A 20996-nucleotide genomic window follows, 5' to 3' on the forward strand; every position below is an offset into this window, starting at 1 on the left:
GCGCCGCCGTGAGCCGCGCGAGCCGCCCTGAGCCCTGTGATCCGTCGTGACGGGCCCGCGGTCGTCCGCGAGCCCGTCACGACGCTGCCCGGCGGGGCCCGGGGCCGCTAGCTCGGGTTGGTGTCGATGACCGCGACCCGGTTGGTCTTGCTCAGCAGCGCCGGGCGCAGGGCCGCGTACACGTCCTCGGGGGTGACCGGGGTCTTCTTGTTGTTGCCGCGGGTGATGAGCACTCCGTCGAAGGCCCCGCCGTACAGCTGCTTGAGGGCGTTCAGGTCGGGCTTGTCGACCAGCTTGCCGTCGACGGCCGTGACCTGGAGGAACTTCTTCAGCGAGTTCTGCGGGCTCAGCGTGACCTGGTGGACCGCGTCCGTCTCCACGACCACCTTGGCCGACATCGCGGGTTCCGCGAACTCCTTCATCATCCGGTCGACCTCGGCGTTGGAGACCGTCGGCTGCCTGGTGGTCGTCGGCACGGTGACCGGGGACGGGCTGCCCGTCTCCACCAGCGTGCGGTACGCCTGTTCGACCGCGTGGGTGGACTGGCCGGCGTCGATGGCCTTGCCCGCCTTGCCGTAGACGGCCACGGCCTTGCCGGAACTGAAGTCGACGGTGCCGTCGGTGGCCGAGCCCGAACCGCCGCCGGCCTGCTGGAGGGCGGCCTGGAGCTTCTCCTCGTCCACCGGCATGACCGGCTCGACCACGCGCTTCTGCCCGAACAGGGAGCCGACGACGTGGACCGGGTTGTAGTCGCTCTTCGCGGCCTCGCTCACCGTGGCCTGGTAGTCGAACTGCAGGCCCGCGTTCTCCGGCGTGAGGGTGACCGTCTTGCCGCCCACGGCCAGTTTCAGCGGCTTGCCCACCCGGCTGCCGAAGGCGTCGTCCAGCTTCTTGACGGCGTCGTCGCGGGTGCCGCCGCCGATGTCGACACCGAGCACGGTGGTGCCCTTGGGCACGTCGGTGTGGTTCATCAGCAGTCCCGCGCCGTAGGCGCCGCCCGCGACGACGACCACGCCGACGCCGAGCAGCACCAGCTTGCTGCGGCCCTTCTTCTTGGGCTTGGCCGCCGCCCTGGGCGCGGGGGCCGGCTCCGGCTTGGGCGACGCGGGCCGCGCCGGGCCGTCGGCGCCGAACGGGGACTTGGCCGCGCCGGGGACGACGGGGATGCCGCTGGTGACGGTGTGTCCGGAGACGTTGCCGGCGGCCGGCGAGCGGTAGCCGGGGGTGCCCTCGGGGGCCGGCTTCTGCGGGGTGAGGATCGCGGTGTCGTCGCTCAGGCCGCCGCCGGGGCCGACGCCCGTGGGACCGCCGGCCGGGCCGGCTCCCGGCCCGGCGGGCCCGCCGAAGCCGGCGGGGCCGTCCCGGTGGGCGGGATCGGCGAGCGCGCTGCGCGCGGGCGGGGTGCCCTGGCCGCCGAAGCCGGGGACGGCGGGGCCGTCGAAGGGCTCGCCCGGCGACATGCCGAGGCCGCCGGCGGCCCGCGGGACCAGGGTGCCGTCGCCGGTGACCGGACCGCCGGTGGGCCCGGCCGGCCCCTGCGGGCCGCCCCGGCCGCCGCGCCCGCCGGGTCCGTCGAAGCCGCTGGCACCGCCGGGGCCGCCGTGCCCGTGGGCACCGCCCGCGGCACCGCCGTAGCCGTCGTGTCCGTTCGCGCCCGCCGCACCGGAGCCGGCGCCGCCCTCCGGGTGGTTCTCGGAGAAGTAGGGCAGGTCGTCCCGGCGGGGTTCCTCGGAGCCGGCGGAACCGGGGCGGGAGCCGCCGCCCAGCGGGCCCGCGGTCAGCACCTCGGTCACGTCGAAGGAGCCGGTGCCGCCGCCGTGTCCCGGGGCGACGGGGCCGCCGGTGGCACCGGGCAGGCCCTTGCCGTTCGTGGCGCCGGAGCGGGAGCCGCCCGGCACGCTCATGGAGCCGAGCACGCCGCCCGGTCGGCCACCGCCGGGACGCGCGCCGGTGGTACCGGCCGCGCCGGACGCACCGGGGCCACCCGTACGGGGGTTCGCGGCGCCGGCGGGAGGGGCCGCGGGGGCGGAACCGCCGGGTGTCCCGGCGCCGTTCGTGCCGCCCGCACCCGGCCCGCCCTTCGCGGGACCGGACTTGCGGGGCGCGAACCAGTCGCTGGTCTTCTCCTCCGCCTGGGCCGCGGGCTCGCCCGGGTCCTCGGCGGTGCCGCCGGAGCCGGCGGGCGTCCGGTCGGCCGCGGGCCCCGGATCGGCGGCGGACGTCTCGGCCCCGGTGCTCTCGCGGTCCGCGACGGGCGTGCGCATGACGACCGGCGGGATGGGCCGCGATCCGGGGATGTTGATCCGGATCCGGGTCGTCAGTGTGGTCTCGGTCTTCTTCTCCTCCGGCCGCGCGCCCGATCGGCCGGCGTCCATACCGTCGTCGGGAGCCATGGGGGTCCCGTACGGCGGCGTGCCGGAGGGGTATGCGGCTCCCCCGCGCCCGTTGGGCCCGGAGGACGGAGTGTCAGTTTCACGACTCAAGGCAGGTTCTCCCGGTTGGCTCCGCCGCCCGTTTCGACCTCAGCTGGGGGTACCCCCTGTTCGAGCGCAGTCGAGAACTTGGGGGAGGCTCGGCGGCGCGCACCACCATACTGGCCGCTTCTGGCGCTTATCCCATGACCGCTGAGGAAACCCACACGGGACTCGCACGCGCGCCGTACGGCGAAGTGGTACGTCACTTGTCAAGTCGGGCGGAGCCGGCGGCGGATCGCCGTCCGGCGCCGACGGTGGCACAGATCACAGCGAGGGCCATGCCGCCGAGCAGGAAGAGGTACGAGCCGCCGCCCGCGCCGAACAGGAAGTCGCCTTCCGGGCGCGAGGTGGTGAGCAGGACGACGGCGACGATCCAGCCCGCCGCCGGAGCGACGGCCCCGCTCCGGCTCCCGGTGGCGTACGCCCCGCCGAGGAAGAGCCCGGCGGCGCCCGCCAGGGCGAGCAGCAGTCCGCCGGGGAACCATGCGGCCTGTACCAGGGCCCCGGCGAGGCCCGTGACCGCGCCGAGCAGGAAGAGGCCGAGGTGGGCGGCGGCCCGTCCGGGGGTGGGCGGGCGCAGTGGCCGGGCGAGCGAAGAGCCTGCTCCGCCGTTGCTCATGACGCCTCCTCGACGCCGGCGAACAGGTCGGTCTCCCCGCGCTGTCCCGTCCCGCGCACCAACTCGTAGTACTCGGTGGTGAACAGCGGCTGGGCGAGTTCGTTGGAGAGCGCGAAGTACGGTTCGGCCACGTCGATCTGGGTGGCGTGTGCGCGCATCGCGGCGGCCTTGGCGGCGGCGTGCCCGGTGCCGTCGATCGTGGTCGTGATGCGCTCGTCGTCGACCACGCCCGGTACGTCGTCCACCACCGCGCTCTTCGCGAACGGCAGCGCGGGCAGCTCGTCCCGGAGGCGGGCGAAGGCGGCTTCGGCGACGGAGCGCGGGACGCGGTTCCAGTACACCTTGGCGATCCGGTGGCCCCGTTCGGCCGCGAGGTCGGCCGCGCGCATGGCGACGCGGTGGGCCTGGACGTGGTCCGGGTGGCCGTAACCGCCGTTGTCGTCGTACGTCACGAGGACCTGCGGGCGGACCTCCAGGATCACCTCGGCGAGCCGGCCGGCCGCCTCGTCCACGTCGGCCTGCCAGAAGCAGCCGGGGTCGTCGTTGTCGGCGAGGCCCGTCATCCCGGAGTCGCCGTACCGCCCGGCACCGCCGAGCAGCCGGCCGTCGGTGACGCCGAGCGCGGCCAGGGCCGCCCCCAGCTCGCCGCGCCGGTGCGCGCCCAGCGCGGGGCCCGTCAGATGCCGCAGCTCCGGTGGAATGACCTCGCCCCGCTCGCCCAGGGTGCAGGTGACCAGGGTCACATGGGCACCCTCGGCCGCGTACTTGGCCATGGTCGCGCCGTTGTTGATCGACTCGTCGTCCGGGTGTGCGTGCACCAGGAGCAGACGTCGCGCGGGCAGTTCCGTCATGGGGTCAGCCTATGAGGCGGCCGGGCCGTTCACCGAACCACCACCGGTCAAGCCCCGTCGACCGGGCGGCGCTGCTTCAGGTCTCGTCACGTTCATGCTGGGCGCCCTCCAGTGGTTCGGTTCGGCAGTCGCGGCACCGGGTTCCGGCATCGGGCGAGCGGAAGCCGCGGTCGCAGCCGTCGCAGTTCCGCATCGGGTACCGGGGCGGTCGCGGGGCGCCCGGCGCCCGGAACGGTGGCGGGGGCGGGAGCTGGGCGGCCAGGCAGTGCGCCAGGAGGGCCGCCGGACGGCGTACGCCCTCGGGGGGCAGGTCGGCGGTCAGGGCACGGCGTACGGCGGCAGGGGCGACGTCCCGCTCCAGCCAGGCGGCGACGCCGGGGGCCAGATGGGCCGTGTCGCGGGCGGAGAGGAGCAACCGGGGGTCGTGGCGGTGGAGGTCTGCGAGCAGGCCGGTGGCGGCCTCCAGGAGCGCTGGGGCGGCGTACGCGGGGCCAGGCACGGCGGGAAGCGGTTTGCGTGGGGCTCGTTCGCCGCGCGCCGCTCGCGTGTGGCGCGTCCTGCTGTCCTCGCACGCCTCCCCTCGCTGCGGTGCCGCCGTGGCCCGGGGCTCCGGGCGGTCTCGGCCCTCGGGACGAGGGCGGGCCGCGGCCGGCTGGTTGCAGGAGATCGTGCGGGTGACGATGCGGCCGGTGGCCGTGCGGTGGCGTTCGCGGCGCAGGTGGCCGTGGGCCTCCAGCTCGCGCAGGGCGGCGGCGATCCGGGTGGCTCCCTCGGGGAACCGGACGGCGAGGGTCTTGATGTCGGCGGCGGCACCCTGCGGCAGCGACTGGAGGTGCGTGCCGAGCCCGATGGCGAGGAGCGACAGCTCCCTGTGCTGGGCCAGATGGTTGCCGATCACGGTGAAGCGGGTGGCGTGACGGGTGTTGTCGTGCTGGAGCCCGCCGGTGCGGTGGGCCGTGCCGGGCCGCCGGTTCGGGTGCTTGTTGCCCGCAACGCGGGCCTGGGCGTGCGGGGGCACGCTAGGGTTCCGGATACCCATCGGGAAGTCCTTACCTTCCTCGGTGGTCAGGCCCTCGCACCGGGATTGCCGTCCCGGCGGGGGCCGTCTCATGTCTGCGGTTGTGGTGGTGCGTTGCGCCGAGCGTCGGGCCTCGCGGGTCGCGCGGTCCAGCCGGTCCAGGGATGTTCACCCTCCCGGGTGAGCGCGGGCCACGGGCGGGAGGGGTGGGGCTTGGCAGGGTGCTTTCCCCGGCGTTCTTTGTCTTTCAGTCGCCGACGGCACCGGAGCATGTGGGGCCGGGTTCCGGTGCGGTGAGGCCGATCTCCGCCCAGACGGTCTTGCGCGGGAAGCGCCCTTCGCTGGTGCCCCAGCGGTCGGCGAGCGCGTCCACGAGAAGCAGACCCCGGCCCGACTCGGCGCCGGCTCCGGGCTCCCGCAGCACGGGGCGCCGGTCACCGCGCGTGTCGGTGACCTCGATGCGGAGGGTGCCGCCGACCACGTAGAGCGTCAGGCGGAAGCTGCGTCCGGGAACGCGGCCGTGGGTGGCCGCGTTGGCCGCCAGTTCGGCGACGACGTGGCTCGCCCTCTCGTCGGGAAGTCCCCAGTTCCGCAGCGCGTTCACCGCGAGCAGACGGGCGAGGCGGGCACCGCGCGGGGTGGACGACAGCAGCATGCTGAAGTTGCGCACCCTGCCGTCGGGTTGGGTCCTGGTCTCGGCGAATTCCTGATTCACGTCACTCAGCGTGGCCGACCGGACGTACCGTGAACAGTGATCGTGGTGTTGCGTACGGTGACCGTCCAGCACTTGTCCGGTGCTGTCCGGACTGTCGGCACGGCTCCCGCACGCAGAACGTGACGGTACGGAGCAGCGCAGGGGAGGGGCACGCATGTCGGTGAACGGTGAGGCGGTGCGGGTCGGGGCCGGGACGGGGCAGACCGACGAGCCGGGCTGGGAGGTGGACCCGGACGACGACTGGGCACTCGCCGTGGTGGCCACGGTGGGACGGCAGTTGAGGCTCCGCCGGGAAGCGGCCGGGATGCGGGCCGGCGAGTTCGCGGTGGCGGTCGGGTACGGCGAGGACCTCGTCTACAAGATCGAGAGCGGCAAGCGGATCCCCCGGCCCGAGTATCTGGACACGGCGGACGAGGTGCTGAGCGCGGGGGGTCTCGTCGCGGCGATGAAGGACGACGTGAAGAAGGTCCGGTACCCGAAGAAGGTGCGGGATCTGGCGCAGATGGAGGCACGGGCCGTCGAGATCGGGGTGTACGAGTGCAGCAGCATCGCCGGCCTGCTGCAGACGCCTGACTACGCACGCGCTCTCTTCGAGGTGCGCCAACCTCCCTACCCCGCCGAGGAGGTGGAGCGCCTGGTGGCCGCTCGCATGGCACGGCTTTCAGTGTTCGATCGCTCACCGGCCCCTTCCCTCAGTTTCGTCCTGGAGGAGGCAACTCTCCGCCGACGCGTTGGGGGCACAATGGTGCGGAAGCAGCAATTCGAACGCCTGCTGGAAGTGGGGCGGTTGAACAACGTCTCACTCCAGGTCATGCCCATGGACAGCGTCGCCCACCCAGGCATGAGCGGCAGGATCGAGCTGCTGAAGTTCGAGGACGGAACAGCGGTAGGGCGTTCCGACGGCGCGTTCAACGGCCGCCCTGCCTCCGATCCGAGGCAGCTACGCATTCTCGACCTGCGGTATGGCACGATCCGGGCGCAGGCCCTTCCGCCCGGGGAGACACTGGCCCTCATCGAGCGAATGCTGGGAGAAACATGATCCGCAAGGCCTCCGCCACGGACACCTCTGACCTGGCGTGGTTCAAGAGCAGCTACAGCAGCGGCCCCGAAGGCGACTCCTGCGTCGAGGTCGCCACCGAGCCCGGCACCGTCCACGTCCGTGACTCGAAGAACGTCGAGGGTCCCCGGCTGGCCCTGTCCCCCGCCGCGTGGGCCGACTTCGTGCCGTACGCGGTCGGGGGCTGAACCGGCGGCTCCTTCGCCACCCCGGCGGCGGCGCCCGTCAGAACTTGATGCTGCCGATCATGCTGGCGACGTTGGTCGTCAGTTCGCTGATCGTGGGAGCGACGGTCGAGGAGGCGAGATAGAAGCCGAGCAGGACGCAGACGACGGCATGGCCACCCTTCAGGCCCGACTTCTTGATCAGCAAGAAGACGATGATCGCCAGCAGCACCACCGCCGAAATCGAGAGTGCCACGGCGGCTCACCTCCAAAGATCCCAGGGACGCGGGTTCTAGATCAGTTGAGCAAATCCATGCAGACGCCAGCGGGTTCCTACCCACGCAGCGGTAGTGATCATAACTATCCGTACGCGCGCATCGCTCGGCGCACGGCCGCACAAGGGGGCGCATGGCCAATATGGTCGGGGTATGACGACCGAGGCTGACTCCTTCCCCCGTCGGTACGCCCGGACCCAGCGGTTCACGCTCGGCGCGCCGCGGGCGTTCACCGTGGCCCCCGACGGTTCGCGTGTCGCTTTCCTGCGTTCCGGCTCCGGCACCGACCGGGCCAACTCCCTGTGGGTACTGGACCTTCCGGACGGCACCGAGCGCCTGGCCGCCGATCCGCGCGTGCTCCTCCAGGGCACGTCCGAAGAACTCTCCGCCGCGGAGCGGGCACGCCGGGAGCGAAGCCGCGAGGGCGGCGCCGGCATCGTCGGCTACGCCACCGACAGCTCCCTGGAGTTGGCGTCTTTCGCCTTGTCAGGACGGCTTTTCACGGCGGAGCTGCGGGCCGGGACGGCGCGTGAACTCCGCGTTCCGGGACCGGTGATCGACCCGCGCCCGTCCCCCGACGGCCGGCACGTCGCGTACGTGTCGCGGGGCGCGCTGCGGGTCGTGGGCGCCGAGGGGGACGGTGACCGGGCGCTGGCCGAACCGGAGTCGGCGGAGGTCGGCTACGGTCTGGCGGAGTTCATCGCGGCCGAGGAGATGGACCGCTCGCGGGGGTTCTGGTGGGCGCCGCGGTCGGACCGGCTGCTCGTGGCGCGCGTGGACGACACGCCGGTGCGGCAGTGGTGGATCTCGGATCCGGCCCACCCCGACCGTGAGCCGAACAGGATCAGGTACCCCGCGGCGGGCACACCGAACGCGGAGGTGCGCCTGTTCGTCATCGGTCTCGACGGGGAGCGCACGGAGGTCGCATGGGACCGGTCCCGGTATCCGTACCTGGCGCGTGTGCACTGGTCAGAGGCGGGTGCGCCGCTGCTCCTCGTCCAGGCGCGGGACCAGCGCAGCCAGCTGTTCCTGGCGGTGGATCCGGACACGGGGGCCACCCGGATGGTGCACGCCGATGAAGATCCGAATTGGCTTGAACTGTTCGCCGGTGTGCCCTGCTGGAGCCCGTCGGGGCAGCTCGTCCGGATCGCGGACGAGGGCGGCGCACGGGTGCTGGCCGTCGGCGAACGCCCGCTGACCAGGGGGCAGTTGCACATCCGTGCGGTCCTGGACGTGGGTGCGGACGACGTACTCGTTTCCGCCTCGGCCGGCGCGGAGGCGCAGGCGCCGGAAATCGGCGAGGTCCATGTGTACCGGGTGAACGAGCTGGGCGTGGAGCGGCTCTCCCAGGAGCCCGGTGTGCACTCGGCGGTGCGCGCCGGGAACGTGACCGTTCTCGTGTCCGCGGCCCTGGACAGACCGGGCGCCCGTGTCCAGGTGCTGTGTGACGGGAAACAGACGGCCACTGTCCGGTCGTACGCCGAAGATCCCGGTATGTCCCCGCGGGTGACGCTCACCGAGGGGGGCGCACGCCGAATTCCATGCGCCCTGCTTATGCCACGGGACTACCACGGCGACACTCCCCTGCCGGTCCTGCTGGACCCCTACGGCGGCCCGCACGGGCAGCGGGTGGTGGCCGCGCACAACGCCCACCTCACCTCCCAGTGGTTCGCCGACCAGGGCTTCGCGGTGATCGTCGCCGACGGCCGGGGCACTCCGGGCCGCTCGCCCGGCTGGGAGAAGGAGATCCGGGACGACCTGGCGGCCGTGGTGGTCCAGGACCAGGTGGACGCGCTGCACGCGCTCGCCGAGCGGTACCCGCTGGACCTCGGCCGGGTGGCGATCCGGGGCTGGTCCTTCGGTGGCTATCTGGCGGCGCTGGCGGTGCTGCGCCGGCCGGACGTCTTCCACGCGGCGGTGGTCGGCGCGCCCGTCACCGACCTGCGGCTGTACGACACCCACTACCAGGAGCGCTACCTCGGGCACCCGGACGAGCAGCCGGAGATCTACCGCCGCAACTCGGTGATCGACGACGCGGGCCTGGTCGAGGCGGCCGAGCCGCACCGCCCGATGCTGGTCGTCCACGGGCTGGCCGACGACAACGTGGTCGTCGCCCACTCCCTGCGCCTGTCCTCCGCCCTGCTGGCCGCCGGCCGCCCGCACGAGGTGCTGCCCCTGTCCGGGGTGACCCACATGACCCCGCAGGAGACGGTCGCGGAGAACCTGCTCCGCCTCCAGCTGGACTTCCTCCGGCGCTCCCTGCCCCCGGCCGCGCGGCCGTGAACCGCGTTAACGCGCAGGCAACTTCACGGAAGCGGTACCGATATACGGACACGGGAGCCTGAACTCCGTACGGCCGTGCGGGTGCCGTAGACGGGCCGGGGTGCGCCATGTCACCCCGGCCCGTCGCCGTCCGGCCGGGGCTCCTCGGGCGCGGCGGGTGTGACCGGCGCGGCCTCCTCCGCGAAGTGGCACGCCGACGCGTGGGCCGCGGGGCCGCCCGTGCCGCGGAAGGCTTCGGGCACCGCCAGGGCGGGCACCTCCTGCGCGCAGCGCCGCTGCGCCTTCCAGCAGCGGGTGCGGAAGCGGCAGCCCGAGGGGATGTCCGCCGGCGAGGGCACGTCCCCGGTGAGGATGATCCGCTCACGGCGTTCACGGGCCTCCGGGTCGGGCACGGGCACCGCGGAGAGCAGGGCCTGGGTGTAGGGGTGGGTCGGGTGGTCGTAGATCTCGGCGTCCCGCCCGATCTCCACGATCCGGCCCAGGTACATGACCCCCACCCGGTCCGAGATGTGCCGGACGATCGACAGGTCGTGCGCGATGAAGACGTAGGACAGGCCGAACTCCGACTGGAGCCGGGCCATCAGGTTGATCACCTGGGCCTGGACCGACACGTCCAGCGCGGACACCGGTTCGTCGGCGACGATGATCTCGGGGCGCAGCGCGAGCCCCCGGGCGATGCCGATGCGCTGGCGCTGGCCGCCGGAGAACTGGTGGGGATAGCGGTTGACGTACTCCGGGTCCAGGCCGACCACGTCCAGCAGCTCCTGGACCCTGCGGCGCCGGTCGCCCCGGGGCGCCACCTCGGGGTGGATCTCGTACGGCTCCCCGACGATGTCGCCGACGGTCATGCGGGGGTTGAGCGAGGTGTACGGGTCCTGGAAGACCATCTGGATGTTGCGCCGTACGGCCTTCAGCGCCTTGCCGGACAGCCTGGTGATGTCCTCGCCCTTGAACCGGATGGCGCCGGCCGTGGGGCGCTCCAGACTGCACAGCAGCTTCGCGACCGTCGACTTGCCGCAGCCCGACTCGCCCACGACGCCGAGGGTCTCGCCCCGGCCGAGCGTGAAATCGACGCCGTCGACCGCCTTCACCGAGCCGATCTGCTTCTTGAACAGGACACCCCGGGTCAGCGGGTAGTGCTTGACGAGGCCGGTCACTTCGAGGATCGGTTCAGCCATCGAGGCACTCCCTCCAGAAGTGGCAGGCGCTTCCCCGGCCGTCGGACACCGGGTACAGCGGGGGCTCCTCGGTGCGGCACACGTCCCGGGCCATCGGGCAGCGGGGGTGGAAGGAGCAGCCCGGCGGGACGCGCATGAGGTTCGGCGGGAGGCCCTTGATGGCGTACAGCTCCTGTCCCTTGCGGTCCAGACGGGGGACGGAGTCGAGCAGTCCGCGGGTGTAGGGGTGGGCCGGGGCCTTGTAGAGGTCGCGCACGGGCGCGGACTCGACGATCTTCCCGGCGTACATCACCGCGATCCGGTCGGCGACGTCCGCGACGACCCCCAGGTCGTGGGTGATCAGGATCAGCCCCATGCGGTACTCGCGCTGCAGCTCCGCGAGCAGGTCCATGACCTGGGCCTGGACGGTGACGTCCAGGGCGGTGGTCGGCTCGTCGGCGATGATCAGCGCCGGTTCCAGGGCCAGCGCCATGGAGATCATGATCCGCTGGCGCATGCCGCCGGAGAACTGGTGGGGGTAGTCCCGCACCCGCTGCGCCGCCGCCGGGATGCGGACCCGCTCCATCAGCTCGACGGCCCTGGCCCGCGCGGCCTTCCTGGACATCCCCCGGTGGACGACGAACATCTCCGCCAGCTGGTCCCCCACGGAGAGCACCGGATTGAGGGCGGACAGCGCGTCCTGGAAGATCATCGCCATTCCGGCGCCCCGGATCCCGCGCCGTTCCCGCTCCTTCATCGTCAGCAGATCCTGCCCCCGGAACAGGATCCGTCCGCCGGTGATCCGGCCCGGCGGCATGTCCAGGATCCCCATCACGGCCTGCGCGGTGACCGACTTGCCGGAACCGGACTCGCCGAGGACGGCCAGCGTCTGCCCCGCGTCGACCTCGTAACTCACCCCGTTGACGGCATGGGCGGCCCCGTCCCGGGTCCGGAACTCCACGTGCAGGTCCCGCACTTCGAGCAGCACCGCGCCATCACCTCAGTTTCGGGTCGAGGGCGTCGCGGACCGCGTCGCCGAGCATGATGAAGGCCAGGACCGTGACGGCGAGGGCGCCCGCGGGCCACAGCAGGGCGTGCGGGGCGTTGCGGATGTAAGGAGAGGCGGCGGAGATGTCGATGCCCCAGGAGACGCTGGGCGGTTTGAGACCGACGCCGAGGTAGGACAGGGTCGCCTCCAGGGCGATGTACGTGCCGAGGGCGATGGTCGCGACGACGATCACGGGCGCCACGGCGTTCGGGGCGATGTGCCGGAGCAGGATGCGGGCGTCGGAGGCGCCCAGGGCGCGGGCGGCCTGGACGTAGTCGTTCTGCTTGGCGGTGATGACCGCGCCGCGGGCGATCCGGGAGATCTGCGGCCAGCCGAGCAGCACCATGAACCCGACGACCGGCCAGACCGTATTGGAGGTCACGACGGAGAGGAGGACGAGACCGCCGAGGACGACCGGGATGGCGAAGAAGACGTCGGTGACACGGGAGAGCACCGAGTCCCAGACGCCGCCGAAGTAGCCCGCCAGTCCGCCGAGCACCGACCCGAACACGGCCACCCCGAGCGTGGCGCACAGGCCGACCGTGACGGACGTACGGGCGCCGTAGACGGTGCGGGTGTAGACGTTGCAGCCCTGGCCGTCGTAGCCGAAGGGGGCGCCCGGTGCCGGGCCGTCCTGGGACCTGACCAGATCGCAGGTCAGGGGGCTGCCGGAGGCGATCACCGAGGGCCACAGGGAGATGACGACGAGGAAGACGATGACCAGGGCGGAGAGCAGGAAGACCGGGTTGCGGCGCAGGTCCCGCCAGGCGTCGGACCACAGGGAGCGCGGTCTGCCGGCCGGTCCGGTGCCCTGGGGGCCGCCCGGCGTCTTCTCCAGTGTGACGGCCTCGCTGACGCCGAGGTCCATCGCGCCGCCCATGCCGGTGCCGGCGATCGCGCCCTCGGGCTCGTACGGCTGCTCAGGCATAGCGGATCCTCGGGTCGAGTACGGCGTAGAGCAGGTCCACGAGCAGGTTGGCGACCAGGAAGACCAGCACGAGCACGGTCACGAAGCCCACCACCGTCTGGGTGTTCTGGCGCAGGATGCCCTGGTAGAGCTGGTAGCCGACGCCGTGGATGTTGAAGATCCGCTCGGTGACGATCGCTCCGCCCATCAGCGCGCCGATGTCGGTGCCGATGAACGTGACCACGGGGATGAGGGAATTGCGCAGCAGGTGCCGGGTGATGACCCGGCGCCGGGACAGGCCCTTGGCGATCGCCGTGCGGACGTAGTCGGACCGCTTGTTCTCCGCGATGGAGGTGCGCGTCAGCCGGGTGACGTAGGCGAGCGAGACGGAGGCCAGGACCAGGCCGGGCACGATCAGCTCGTCGAAGGTGCCGTAGCGGACCGAGGGTCTGATCCATCCCCACTTGATGCCGAGCAGCAGTTGCAGCAGCAGACCGGTGACGAAGGTGGGGACGGAGATCACGACCAGGGTGGCCAGGAGCACCCCGGTGTCGACGGGCCGGCCGCGCCGGAGTCCGGTCACCACGCCCAGCGTGATGCCGATGACGATCTCGAAGAGGACGGCCACGACGGTCAGCCGGACGGTGACCGGGAAGGCGGTCGCCATCAGTTCGGTGACCGGCTGGCCGTTGAAGGCCGTACCGAAGTCGCCGGTGAAGACCTTGCCCATGTAGGTGAGGTATTGCTGCCACAGCGGCTTGTCGAGGCCGAACTCCCGCTTCAGCTGGGCGGCCGTCGCCGGGTCGCAGGCCCGCTCCCCGCACAGGCCGGCGACGGGATCGCCCATCACGTTCACCATCAGGAAGATCAGCAGCGTGGCTCCGACGAACACCGGGATCATCTGCAGCAGCCGCCGGACCACATAGCGCCCCACGGCGGCTCAGCCGACCTTGATCTCGTTGTAGACCGGGACGCTGAAGGGGTTGAGCGCCACATGGGACAGCCGGTCGGAGTAGCCGGCGTTGCCGTTCTGGTACCACAGCGGGATGGCGGCCATGTTGTCGCGGACGACCTCCTCGGCCTTCTGGAAACCGGCGACCGCCCTGGCGGTGTCCGTCTCGGCGTTGGCCCGGTCCACGAGGCGGTCGAAGGCCTTGTCGGACCACTTGCCGTCGTTGGAGGAGGCGCCGGTGTAGTAGAGCGGCTGGAGGAAGTTCTGGATGAGCGGGTAGTCCATCTGCCAGCCCGCCCGGAACGGGCCGGTCATCTTGTGCGCCCCGAGCTGGTTGCGGAAGTCGGCGAAGGTGCCGACCGGATTGCCGACACACGCCTTGGCGTTGCCGAGGACGTTGTTGATGGAGTTGCACACGGCGTCCACCCACTGCTTGTGCGAGCCCGAGTCCGCGTTGTACGTGATCTTGACCTGGCCGTCGGGAATGCCGCCGCCCTCCTCGATCAGGGCCTTCGCACGGGCCGGGTCGTACGTGCACGCCCTGCCGCACAGGCCGGCCTTGAAGCCGCCGCCGGTGCCGAGGACCGGGGAGGTCCAGTCGGTGGCCGGGGTCCGGGTCCTGCGGAAGATCGTGTCGGTGATCTGCCTGCGGTCGATCGCCATGGACAGGCCGGTGCGGACCTTCTTCGAGCCCGGCGTGTTCCACCTCTTGTCGTAGTAGGGGAAGGCGAGGGTCTGGATGATGCCCGCGGGGGTGTTGATGTAGCGGTCGCCCAGGTCGCCCTTGACGTTCTTCAGCTGCGCGGCGGGGATGTCGTCGGCGAGGTCGAGGTTGCCCGCCAGGAGGTCGGTGTAGGCGGTGTTGCTGTCGGTGTAGACCATGAGGGTCACGCCGTCGTTGCGGGCCTTGTCGGTCCCGGGATAGCCGTCCCACTTCCTCAGGTACATCTGCGAGCCCCTCGTGTAGGACTCGATGGTGTAGGGGCCGTTGCCGACCGGCTTCTTCACCCACGCGGCGTGGTCGGTGAAGAAGGCGCGGGGCAGCGGGGCGAAGGCCGCGTAGCCGAGGGTGTCGGGGAAGCCGGAGAACTTCTGGTTCAGCTTCACGGTGAAGGTGTGGTCGTCGACCACCCTCAGTCCGGACAGGGTGTCGGCGCGCTGGCCGCCGCTGTCGGGGTGGACCTTGTCGTAACCGTCGATGTAGCCGAAGAAGTAGGCGTTCTTCTGGTTGTTCCGCAGGCTCGCCCCGTAGTTCCAGGCGTCCACGAAGGAGCGGGCGGTCACCCTCTCGCCGTTGGAGAAGGTCCAGCCGTCCTTGATCGTGACGGTGAAGTTCCGCGAGTCCCCGGTCCGGATGGACCGGGCCAGCCAGTCCTGGGCCCTGCCGGTCCTCGGGTCGTACTTCTTCAGACCCCGGAAGATCATGTCGAGGACCTTGCCGCCCTGCACCTCGTTGGTATTGGCCGGCTCCAGCGGGTTCTGCGGATCGCCCCAGGAGGAGCTGAGCACGGCACCGCCGTTGCCGCCGCCGCTCGCGCCGCCCACCCCGCAGCCCGTGGCCGCGAGCGCCGTCGCCACCGCCCCGGCGGCCCATCGGGCGTGCGTGATGCCACGCATGGCGTCCCTCCTCCGTGAGCCGTGATCGCTTAAGGGTCGATATCGACACATACCGCGCACAACTCACGCGCACCGCCCGATTGGAGGGCCTTTAGAGGGACACGTCATCCGAATGCAGGCACCGGACGCCGGGCGCACCGATGATCTTGACCGTCCGGCGCAATAGATCTTCGTGTAACGATGCCGAAACGTTGGATTACGACGTTCCGATGTACGCATTTCGACACTCCACCGTCCGCATATCGAACTTCTTGCCCGATTCGCGCAGTTGGTCCGATGTGAAGCACGGATTGATTACAGCGCGCTACCCGCGTAGCTACGGATTGGTCAAGTGAGAGTAAAAAAGGTAAAGAGAAAACCAAGGCGGTCGAGAATTTATTGACCTTGAATGAATTGCGTTGAAAAAGTCCGGCGTAGCCCGTAGGGGAGCGCCCTGCGGAGCCTTGACCCACAAGGCACGGAGCATCATGACCCCCGCAACCCCTTCCCCGGCCGCCCCACTTGAGGTGACCGACGAAGACAACGCCGCAACGGCGAAGCTCGGCAGCCCGAAGGGCGCCGAAAGCCGCTCTCCGGGACGGCTGGCCTGGACCCGCTTCAAGCGGGACAGGACGGGCGTCATATCCGCCTTCGTGGTGATCTTCTTCTTCGTCGTCGGCGTCCTGGCGCCGCTCATAGCCAAGGTGTACGGCAAGGACCCGTACACCACCTACGGCATGAACACCCCGGGTCTGCTGAACGAGTTCAACTTCCCCATCAAGGCGAACGGCGGCATCAGCTCCGACTTCTGGTTCGGCATCGAGCCGCAGCTCGGCCGGGACGTCTTCACGTTCCTGCTCTACGGCATCCGCAACTCGCTGCTGATCGCGACGGCCGCGGCCCTCCTGACGACCCTGCTCGGCGTCATCGTCGGCATCACCGCCGGCTACCTGGGCGGCAAGACGGACTACCTCGTCGGCCGCGTGATCGACATCCTGCTGGCCTTCCCGCAGACCCTCTTCTTCATCGCCTTCTGGCCGGTGGTCGTGGGTATCTTCGTGTCGCCGGAGGAGAACACCCCGGTCTGGCTGACCGTCACCAGCCTCATCGTCGTGATGACGGCCTTCGGCTGGGCCTCCATCGCCCGACTGCTGCGCGGCGAGGTCCTCGCCCTGCGCGAGCGGGAGTTCGTCGAGGCGGCCAAGATCACCGGGGCGTCCCCGGCGCGGATCATCTTCAAGGAACTGCTGCCCAACCTGTGGACGCCGATCCTCATCCAGGCGACGCTGCTCCTTCCGGCCTACGTGACGGCCGAAGCGGGCCTCGCCTTCGTCGGCGTCGGCCTCAGCGACCCCACTCCCGACTGGGGCGTGATGATCCAGTTCGGTGCCAAGTACTACCAGGACGACATCACCTTCATGCTCTTCCCGGGCCTGTCGATGGTGATCTTCGTGGTCGCCTTCAACCTCCTCGGCGACTCGGTCCGCGACGCCCTGGACCCCAAGACCAAACGCTGAGCACCACCCCCGGCCGCGGCGACGGGGCCCTGCCGGGGTCACTGCACCACTTCGTTCCTTCACCAGAACAGGCCAGCCATGTCCTTTTCCCGCAGAAACTTCTTGATCGCAACCTCTGTCGCGGCCGCGGGCTCGACGGTGCTGTCCGCGTGCAGCAGCGGTGACTCGGGCGGTGGCGGCTCCCGGAGCACCGGCGCCACCGAGTACACCGGCGCCAAGGTCACCATCGGCACCGCGTCCGACTCCACCGGTCCGGCCCCGGAGATCCCCGGCGCGAAGACGGGCGGCACGATCTACGGCCTGGCCCCGGACGACTTCTCCCACCTGGACCCGCAGCGCATCTACTTCGCGTACAACTCCACCGTCGCGCTGCTGCTGCACCGCTGCCTGACCGGCTACAAGATCGACGCGTCCGGCAAGCAGAAGCTGGTCGGCGACCTGGCCACCGACACCGGCAAGGCCTCCGCCGACAACAAGACCTGGACCTTCACGCTGAAGGAGGGTCTGAAGTGGGAGGACGGCAGCGAGCTGACCGTCGACGACGTCCGCCACGGCTTCGAGCGCGCCTGGGCGCCGTTCGTCACCGAGGGCGCCGACTACGCCCAGCGCGCGCTGACCGGCAAGGGCGGCAAGTGGCGTGACGCGTACGAGGGCCCGTACAAGGGCAAGCACCTCGACTCGATCGTCACCGACAAGGCCAAGCGGACGATCACCTTCAAGCTGGCCGAGTCCAAGCCGGACTTCAACTTCACCCTGGCGATGCACTCCTACGCCGCCGTGCCGGTGAAGATGGACACCAAGGAGAAGTACGACAAGAAGCCGGTCGCCTGCGGTCCCTACAAGATCAAGGCCCACACCACCGACAAGTCGATGGTGCTGATCCGCAACAAGAACTGGGACCCGAAGACCGACTCGATCCGCAACGCCTACCCGGACGGCTTCGAGTTCACCTTCGGTGTCGAGACGCTGGACGGCGTCGACCGCCTCATCTCCTCCCAGGGCAACGACGCCTACGGCGTCTCCATCTACAAGGGCGTGCCCGCCGAGCGCATCCAGAAGGTCCTCACCGACCCGGACCTGAAGAAGCGCTCCTTCAACGGCCTGCTGACCGGCACGTACTTCTACTGGATCAACACCAAGCGCGTCACGGACCTCAAGGTCCGCCAGGCCCTCATCCACGCCTGGCCGCTGCAGCAGATCCGGCAGATCTACGGCGGCCCGTCCGCCGGTGACTTCGCGACCTCGGTCCTCAGCCCCGACATCATCGGCTACGAGAAGACCGACCCGTACAACAAGTCGAAGAAGCCGCAGGGCGACCCCGAGGCAGCGAAGAAGCTGCTGAAGGAGGCCGGCAAGCTCGGCCAGAAGGTCGTCTACGCCTTCCCGCAGGACCCGACCTACAACAAGACCAAGGTCGTCATCGAGAACGCCCTGAAGGCGGCCGGCTTCACCCCGGTCATCAAGCCGGTCGACTCCACGTCGTACTACGACCAGGTCCAGCAGATCGACAACAGCTACGACGTGATGTGGGGCGGCTGGTCCCCGGACTGGCCGACCGCCTACACGATGATCCAGCCGCTGCTCGACGGCGACGCCATCGGCAACGGCAAGAACAACGTCTCGCAGACGGACGTCGACTGGATCAACGAGGGCATCAAGAAGAACGCGGTCATCCCCGACCAGATGAAGGCCGGCAAGGCCTGGGCCGCGCTCGACAAGCGGATCATGGAGGAGGTCGCCCCGCTGATCCCCGAGACGTACCAGCGTCGCTTCTACGTCTACGGAAACAAGGTCGGCGGCGCCCAGTTCGACCCGAACTTCTCCGCGACCCTGCTGTACAAGACCTTCGTCAAGGCCTGACGTACGGCCCCCTAGGCGGGGCGGCCCAGGTGCCGCCCCGCCGTTCGACCCCCCTACGGCATCCGTCAGGAAATCCCAACTGCCATGTTCCGCTTCCTCGTCCGCCGGATCCTCGGCGCCGCGGTGATTCTGCTGATCATCAGCGCCCTGGTGTTCGTCCTGTTCTACGCCGCTCCGCGCGACCCCGCCCGCATCGCGTGCGGCAAGGTCTGCACCCCTGAGACCCTGGCCCTGGTGCGGAAGAACCTGGCGATCTCCGACCCGCTCCCCGTGCAGTACTGGGAATGGCTCAAGGGCCTGTTCGTGGGGCGGGACTACAGTTCCTTCGGTCACTGCGACGCGCCGTGCCTGGGCTTCTCGTTCCAGAGCCGCGAGCCGGTGCTGAACACCATCCTGGACCGCTTCCCCACCACGATCTCCCTGTCCATCGGCAGCGCCGTGGTCTTCCTGATCTTCGGTGTCGGCACGGGCATGCTGGCCGCCGTCAAGCAGGGCAAGCCCCTGGACAAGGTCGCCAGCTCCGCCTCGCTGATCGCGTCCTCGATGCAGATCTACGTCGTCGGTGTCTTCGCCACCTACCTCCTGGTCGACCAGCTGCACCTGCTGGACCGGGCGAGCTACACACCGTTCACGGAGAATCCGGGCAAGTGGTTCTCGGGCCTGCTGGTGCCGTGGCTGGTGCTGTCGCTGATCTTCACCGCCAACTACACGCGTATGACCCGCTCCCAGATGGTCGAGTCGCTCACCCAGGACTATGTGCGCACCGCCCGTGCCAAGGGCCTGTCCCGCCGCACGGTGTTCTTCCGGTTCGCCTGGCGCGGCGCCATGGGCCCGATCATCACCATCTTCGGTCTCGACCTCGGTGTGCTGCTCGGCGGTGCGATCATCACCGAGTCGACCTTCAGCCTCCAGGGCCTCGGCATGCTCTCGGTGAAGGCGGTCGGCACCAATGACCTGCCGATGCTGCTGGGCGTCGTCATGGTCGCCGCCGGCGCGATCGTCGTCTTCAACATCATCGTGGACGCCGTCTACGCCCTGATCGACCCGCGCGTGCGCCTCGCTTAAGGAGAGACCCATGAGCACCCCCTTCCTCTCCGTCCGCGACCTCAAGGTGCACTTCTCCACCGAGGACGGCATCGTCAAGGCCGTCGACGGGCTCTCCTTCGACCTGGAGAAGGGCAAGACCCTCGGCATCGTCGGTGAGTCCGGCTCGGGCAAGTCCGTCACCAACATGGCGATCCTGGGCCTGCACGACCCGCGCAACACCGCCCTCGACGGCGAGATCCTGCTCGACGACAAAGAGCTGATCACCGCCACCGAGAAGGAGCTGGAGCGGCTCCGCGGCAACAAGATGTCGATGATCTTCCAGGACGCGCTGGCCTCGCTGTCGCCGTACCACACCATCGGCGCGCAGATCGCCGAGACGTACCGCAAGCACACCGGCTGCTCCAAGAAGGAGGCCCGGACCCGCGCGATCGAGATGCTGCGCCGGGTCGGCATCCCGCAGCCGGACAGCCGGGTGGACGACTACCCGCACCAGTTCTCCGGCGGTATGCGCCAGCGCGCGATGATCGCCATGGCCCTGGTCTGCGACCCCGAGCTGCTGATCGCCGACGAGCCCACCACGGCCCTCGACGTGACGGTCCAGGCGCAGATCATGGACCTGCTGAAGGACCTCCAGCAGGAGTTCGGCACCGCGATCATCTTCATCACCCACGACCTGGGCGTCATCGCGGACATCGCGGACGACGTGCTGGTGATGTACGGCGGCCGGTGCGTGGAGCGCGGGACGAAGAAGGAAGTGCTCCAGACCCCGCAGCACCCGTACACGCTGGGGCTGCTCGGTTCGATGCCCAGCCTGGACGGACCGGTCGACGTACCGTTGTCGCCGATCCCCGGCTCGCCGCCCTCCCTGCTCAACCCGCCGTCCGGCTGCCGCTTCCACCCCCGGTGCGCGTTCGCCGACCAGGTGGCCGGCGGGCGCTGCTCCAGCGAGCGGCCGGTGCTGGACATCGTCGACGGACGAGGCTCGGCCTGCCACCTGACGCCGGAGCAGAAGAGCGAGTTGTTCTCCGACCACGCCGCGGCCCGCAGCCACTGACGGACCTCAGACGGGACTTCACCACCATGAGCAGCACCACCCCCCTCCTGGACGTCTCCGGGCTCACCAAGCACTTCCCGATCAAGGGCGGCTTCCCGATCAGGCGGACGGTCGGCGCCGTGCAGGCCGTCGACGGGCTGGACTTCCAGGTCGCCGAGGGCGAGAGCCTCGGCCTGGTCGGCGAGTCCGGCTGTGGCAAGTCGACCACGGGCCGGCTCATCACCCGCCTGCTGGAACCGACCAGCGGCAAGGTCGTCTACCGCGGCCAGGACATCACGCACGCCGGCCGCAAGCAGCTCGCGCCCATCCGCTCCGAGATCCAGATGATCTTCCAGGACCCCTACGCCTCGCTGAACCCGCGGCAGACGGTCGGCAAGATCATCTCCGGTCCGATGGAGATCA

General features: G+C 70.3%; 19 protein-coding genes. 8 read left to right on the forward strand and 11 right to left on the reverse strand.

Annotation, left to right across the window (positions count from 1 at the left end; translation table 11 throughout):
• Window positions 1-107: 107 nt before the first annotated feature.
• From AB0B40_RS32850 to AB0B40_RS32870, 5 genes are all read right to left on the reverse strand, one after another.
• Window positions 108-2483, reverse strand: coding sequence for a hypothetical protein (locus tag AB0B40_RS32850; protein WP_362267161.1), 2376 nt, complete (start codon window positions 2481-2483; stop codon window positions 108-110).
• A gap of 193 nt (window positions 2484-2676) precedes the next feature.
• Window positions 2677-3093, reverse strand: a complete 417-nt coding sequence (locus tag AB0B40_RS32855) for a DUF6113 family protein (RefSeq protein ID WP_345051116.1) — start codon at window positions 3091-3093, stop codon at window positions 2677-2679.
• Complete coding sequence (gene mshB / locus AB0B40_RS32860; protein ID WP_362267163.1) at window positions 3090-3944, reverse strand: N-acetyl-1-D-myo-inositol-2-amino-2-deoxy-alpha-D-glucopyranoside deacetylase; 855 nt, start codon at window positions 3942-3944, stop codon at window positions 3090-3092. The genes AB0B40_RS32855 and mshB overlap by 4 nt, the downstream gene beginning before the upstream one ends.
• A 76-nt stretch (window positions 3945-4020) precedes the next feature.
• Window positions 4021-4983, reverse strand: a complete 963-nt coding sequence (locus AB0B40_RS32865) for a helix-turn-helix domain-containing protein (RefSeq protein WP_362267165.1) — start codon at window positions 4981-4983, stop codon at window positions 4021-4023.
• A gap of 226 nt (window positions 4984-5209) precedes the next feature.
• A complete protein-coding gene (locus AB0B40_RS32870) occupies window positions 5210-5617 on the reverse strand; it encodes an ATP-binding protein (RefSeq protein WP_345051118.1) in 408 nt (135 codons plus the stop codon).
• Between the two features lie 214 nt (window positions 5618-5831).
• Here AB0B40_RS32870 and AB0B40_RS32875 point away from each other — a divergent pair, with 214 nt between their 5' ends.
• Both AB0B40_RS32875 and AB0B40_RS32880 read left to right on the forward strand, forming a co-directional pair.
• A complete protein-coding gene (locus AB0B40_RS32875; RefSeq protein ID WP_362267166.1) occupies window positions 5832-6716 on the forward strand; it encodes a helix-turn-helix transcriptional regulator in 885 nt (294 codons plus the stop codon).
• Window positions 6713-6922, forward strand: coding sequence for a DUF397 domain-containing protein (locus AB0B40_RS32880; protein ID WP_362267168.1), 210 nt, complete (start codon window positions 6713-6715; stop codon window positions 6920-6922). Before AB0B40_RS32875 ends, AB0B40_RS32880 begins: the two co-directional genes overlap by 4 nt.
• A 37-nt stretch (window positions 6923-6959) precedes the next feature.
• Here the strand turns inward: AB0B40_RS32880 and AB0B40_RS32885 are convergent, their stop codons facing one another.
• Window positions 6960-7154 carry a hypothetical protein gene (locus AB0B40_RS32885; protein ID WP_161287201.1) on the reverse strand — a complete coding sequence of 65 codons (195 nt, stop codon included), beginning with the start codon at window positions 7152-7154 and terminating at the stop codon, window positions 6960-6962.
• Window positions 7155-7326: 172 nt separating this feature from the next.
• Here AB0B40_RS32885 and AB0B40_RS32890 point away from each other — a divergent pair, with 172 nt between their 5' ends.
• Window positions 7327-9456, forward strand: a complete 2130-nt coding sequence (locus AB0B40_RS32890) for a prolyl oligopeptidase family serine peptidase (protein ID WP_345051106.1) — start codon at window positions 7327-7329, stop codon at window positions 9454-9456.
• 110 nt (window positions 9457-9566) lie between these two features.
• Here the strand turns inward: AB0B40_RS32890 and AB0B40_RS32895 are convergent, their stop codons facing one another.
• Genes AB0B40_RS32895 through AB0B40_RS32915 form a run of 5 tightly spaced genes read right to left on the reverse strand, consistent with a single transcriptional unit; the run spans window position 9567 to window position 15137 of the window.
• Window positions 9567-10634 carry a dipeptide ABC transporter ATP-binding protein gene (locus tag AB0B40_RS32895; RefSeq protein ID WP_362267170.1) on the reverse strand — a complete coding sequence of 356 codons (1068 nt, stop codon included), beginning with the start codon at window positions 10632-10634 and terminating at the stop codon, window positions 9567-9569.
• Entirely contained in the window at window positions 10627-11601 is a 975-nt protein-coding gene (locus AB0B40_RS32900) for an ABC transporter ATP-binding protein (RefSeq protein WP_362267171.1), read from the reverse strand. Before AB0B40_RS32900 ends, AB0B40_RS32895 begins: the two co-directional genes overlap by 8 nt.
• A 7-nt stretch (window positions 11602-11608) precedes the next feature.
• Window positions 11609-12589, reverse strand: a complete 981-nt coding sequence (locus AB0B40_RS32905) for an ABC transporter permease (RefSeq protein WP_345051099.1) — start codon at window positions 12587-12589, stop codon at window positions 11609-11611.
• Window positions 12582-13502 carry an ABC transporter permease gene (locus AB0B40_RS32910; protein WP_362267173.1) on the reverse strand — a complete coding sequence of 307 codons (921 nt, stop codon included), beginning with the start codon at window positions 13500-13502 and terminating at the stop codon, window positions 12582-12584. The genes AB0B40_RS32905 and AB0B40_RS32910 overlap by 8 nt, the downstream gene beginning before the upstream one ends.
• A 6-nt stretch (window positions 13503-13508) precedes the next feature.
• On the reverse strand, window positions 13509-15137 hold the full coding sequence (locus tag AB0B40_RS32915) for an ABC transporter substrate-binding protein (RefSeq protein ID WP_345051094.1): 1629 nt from the start codon (window positions 15135-15137) through the stop codon (window positions 13509-13511).
• 467 nt (window positions 15138-15604) lie between these two features.
• On the opposite strand from AB0B40_RS32915, the gene AB0B40_RS32920 reads away from it, so the two are divergent.
• The 5 genes from AB0B40_RS32920 to AB0B40_RS32940 form a co-directional block, all read left to right on the forward strand.
• Window positions 15605-16633, forward strand: coding sequence for an ABC transporter permease (locus AB0B40_RS32920; protein WP_345051092.1), 1029 nt, complete (start codon window positions 15605-15607; stop codon window positions 16631-16633).
• Between the two features lie 78 nt (window positions 16634-16711).
• Window positions 16712-18493: an ABC transporter substrate-binding protein gene (locus AB0B40_RS32925; RefSeq protein ID WP_345051090.1), complete on the forward strand. Its 1782-nt coding sequence runs from the start codon at window positions 16712-16714 to the stop codon at window positions 18491-18493.
• 84 nt (window positions 18494-18577) lie between these two features.
• Entirely contained in the window at window positions 18578-19558 is a 981-nt protein-coding gene (locus tag AB0B40_RS32930) for an ABC transporter permease (RefSeq protein WP_345051087.1), read from the forward strand.
• A 10-nt stretch (window positions 19559-19568) separates the two neighbouring features.
• The gene (locus tag AB0B40_RS32935; RefSeq protein ID WP_345051085.1) at window positions 19569-20594 is read left to right on the forward strand and encodes an ABC transporter ATP-binding protein; all 1026 of its coding nucleotides are present in this window, start codon (window positions 19569-19571) and stop codon (window positions 20592-20594) included.
• A 26-nt stretch (window positions 20595-20620) separates the two neighbouring features.
• The coding region (locus AB0B40_RS32940; protein WP_362267176.1) for an ATP-binding cassette domain-containing protein at window positions 20621-20996 on the forward strand (376 nt) is incomplete at its 3' end.

The sequence above is a fragment of the Streptomyces sp. NPDC042638 genome (genome assembly GCF_040647235.1).
GTDB classification, from domain to species: Bacteria; Actinomycetota; Actinomycetes; order Streptomycetales; family Streptomycetaceae; genus Streptomyces; species Streptomyces rameus.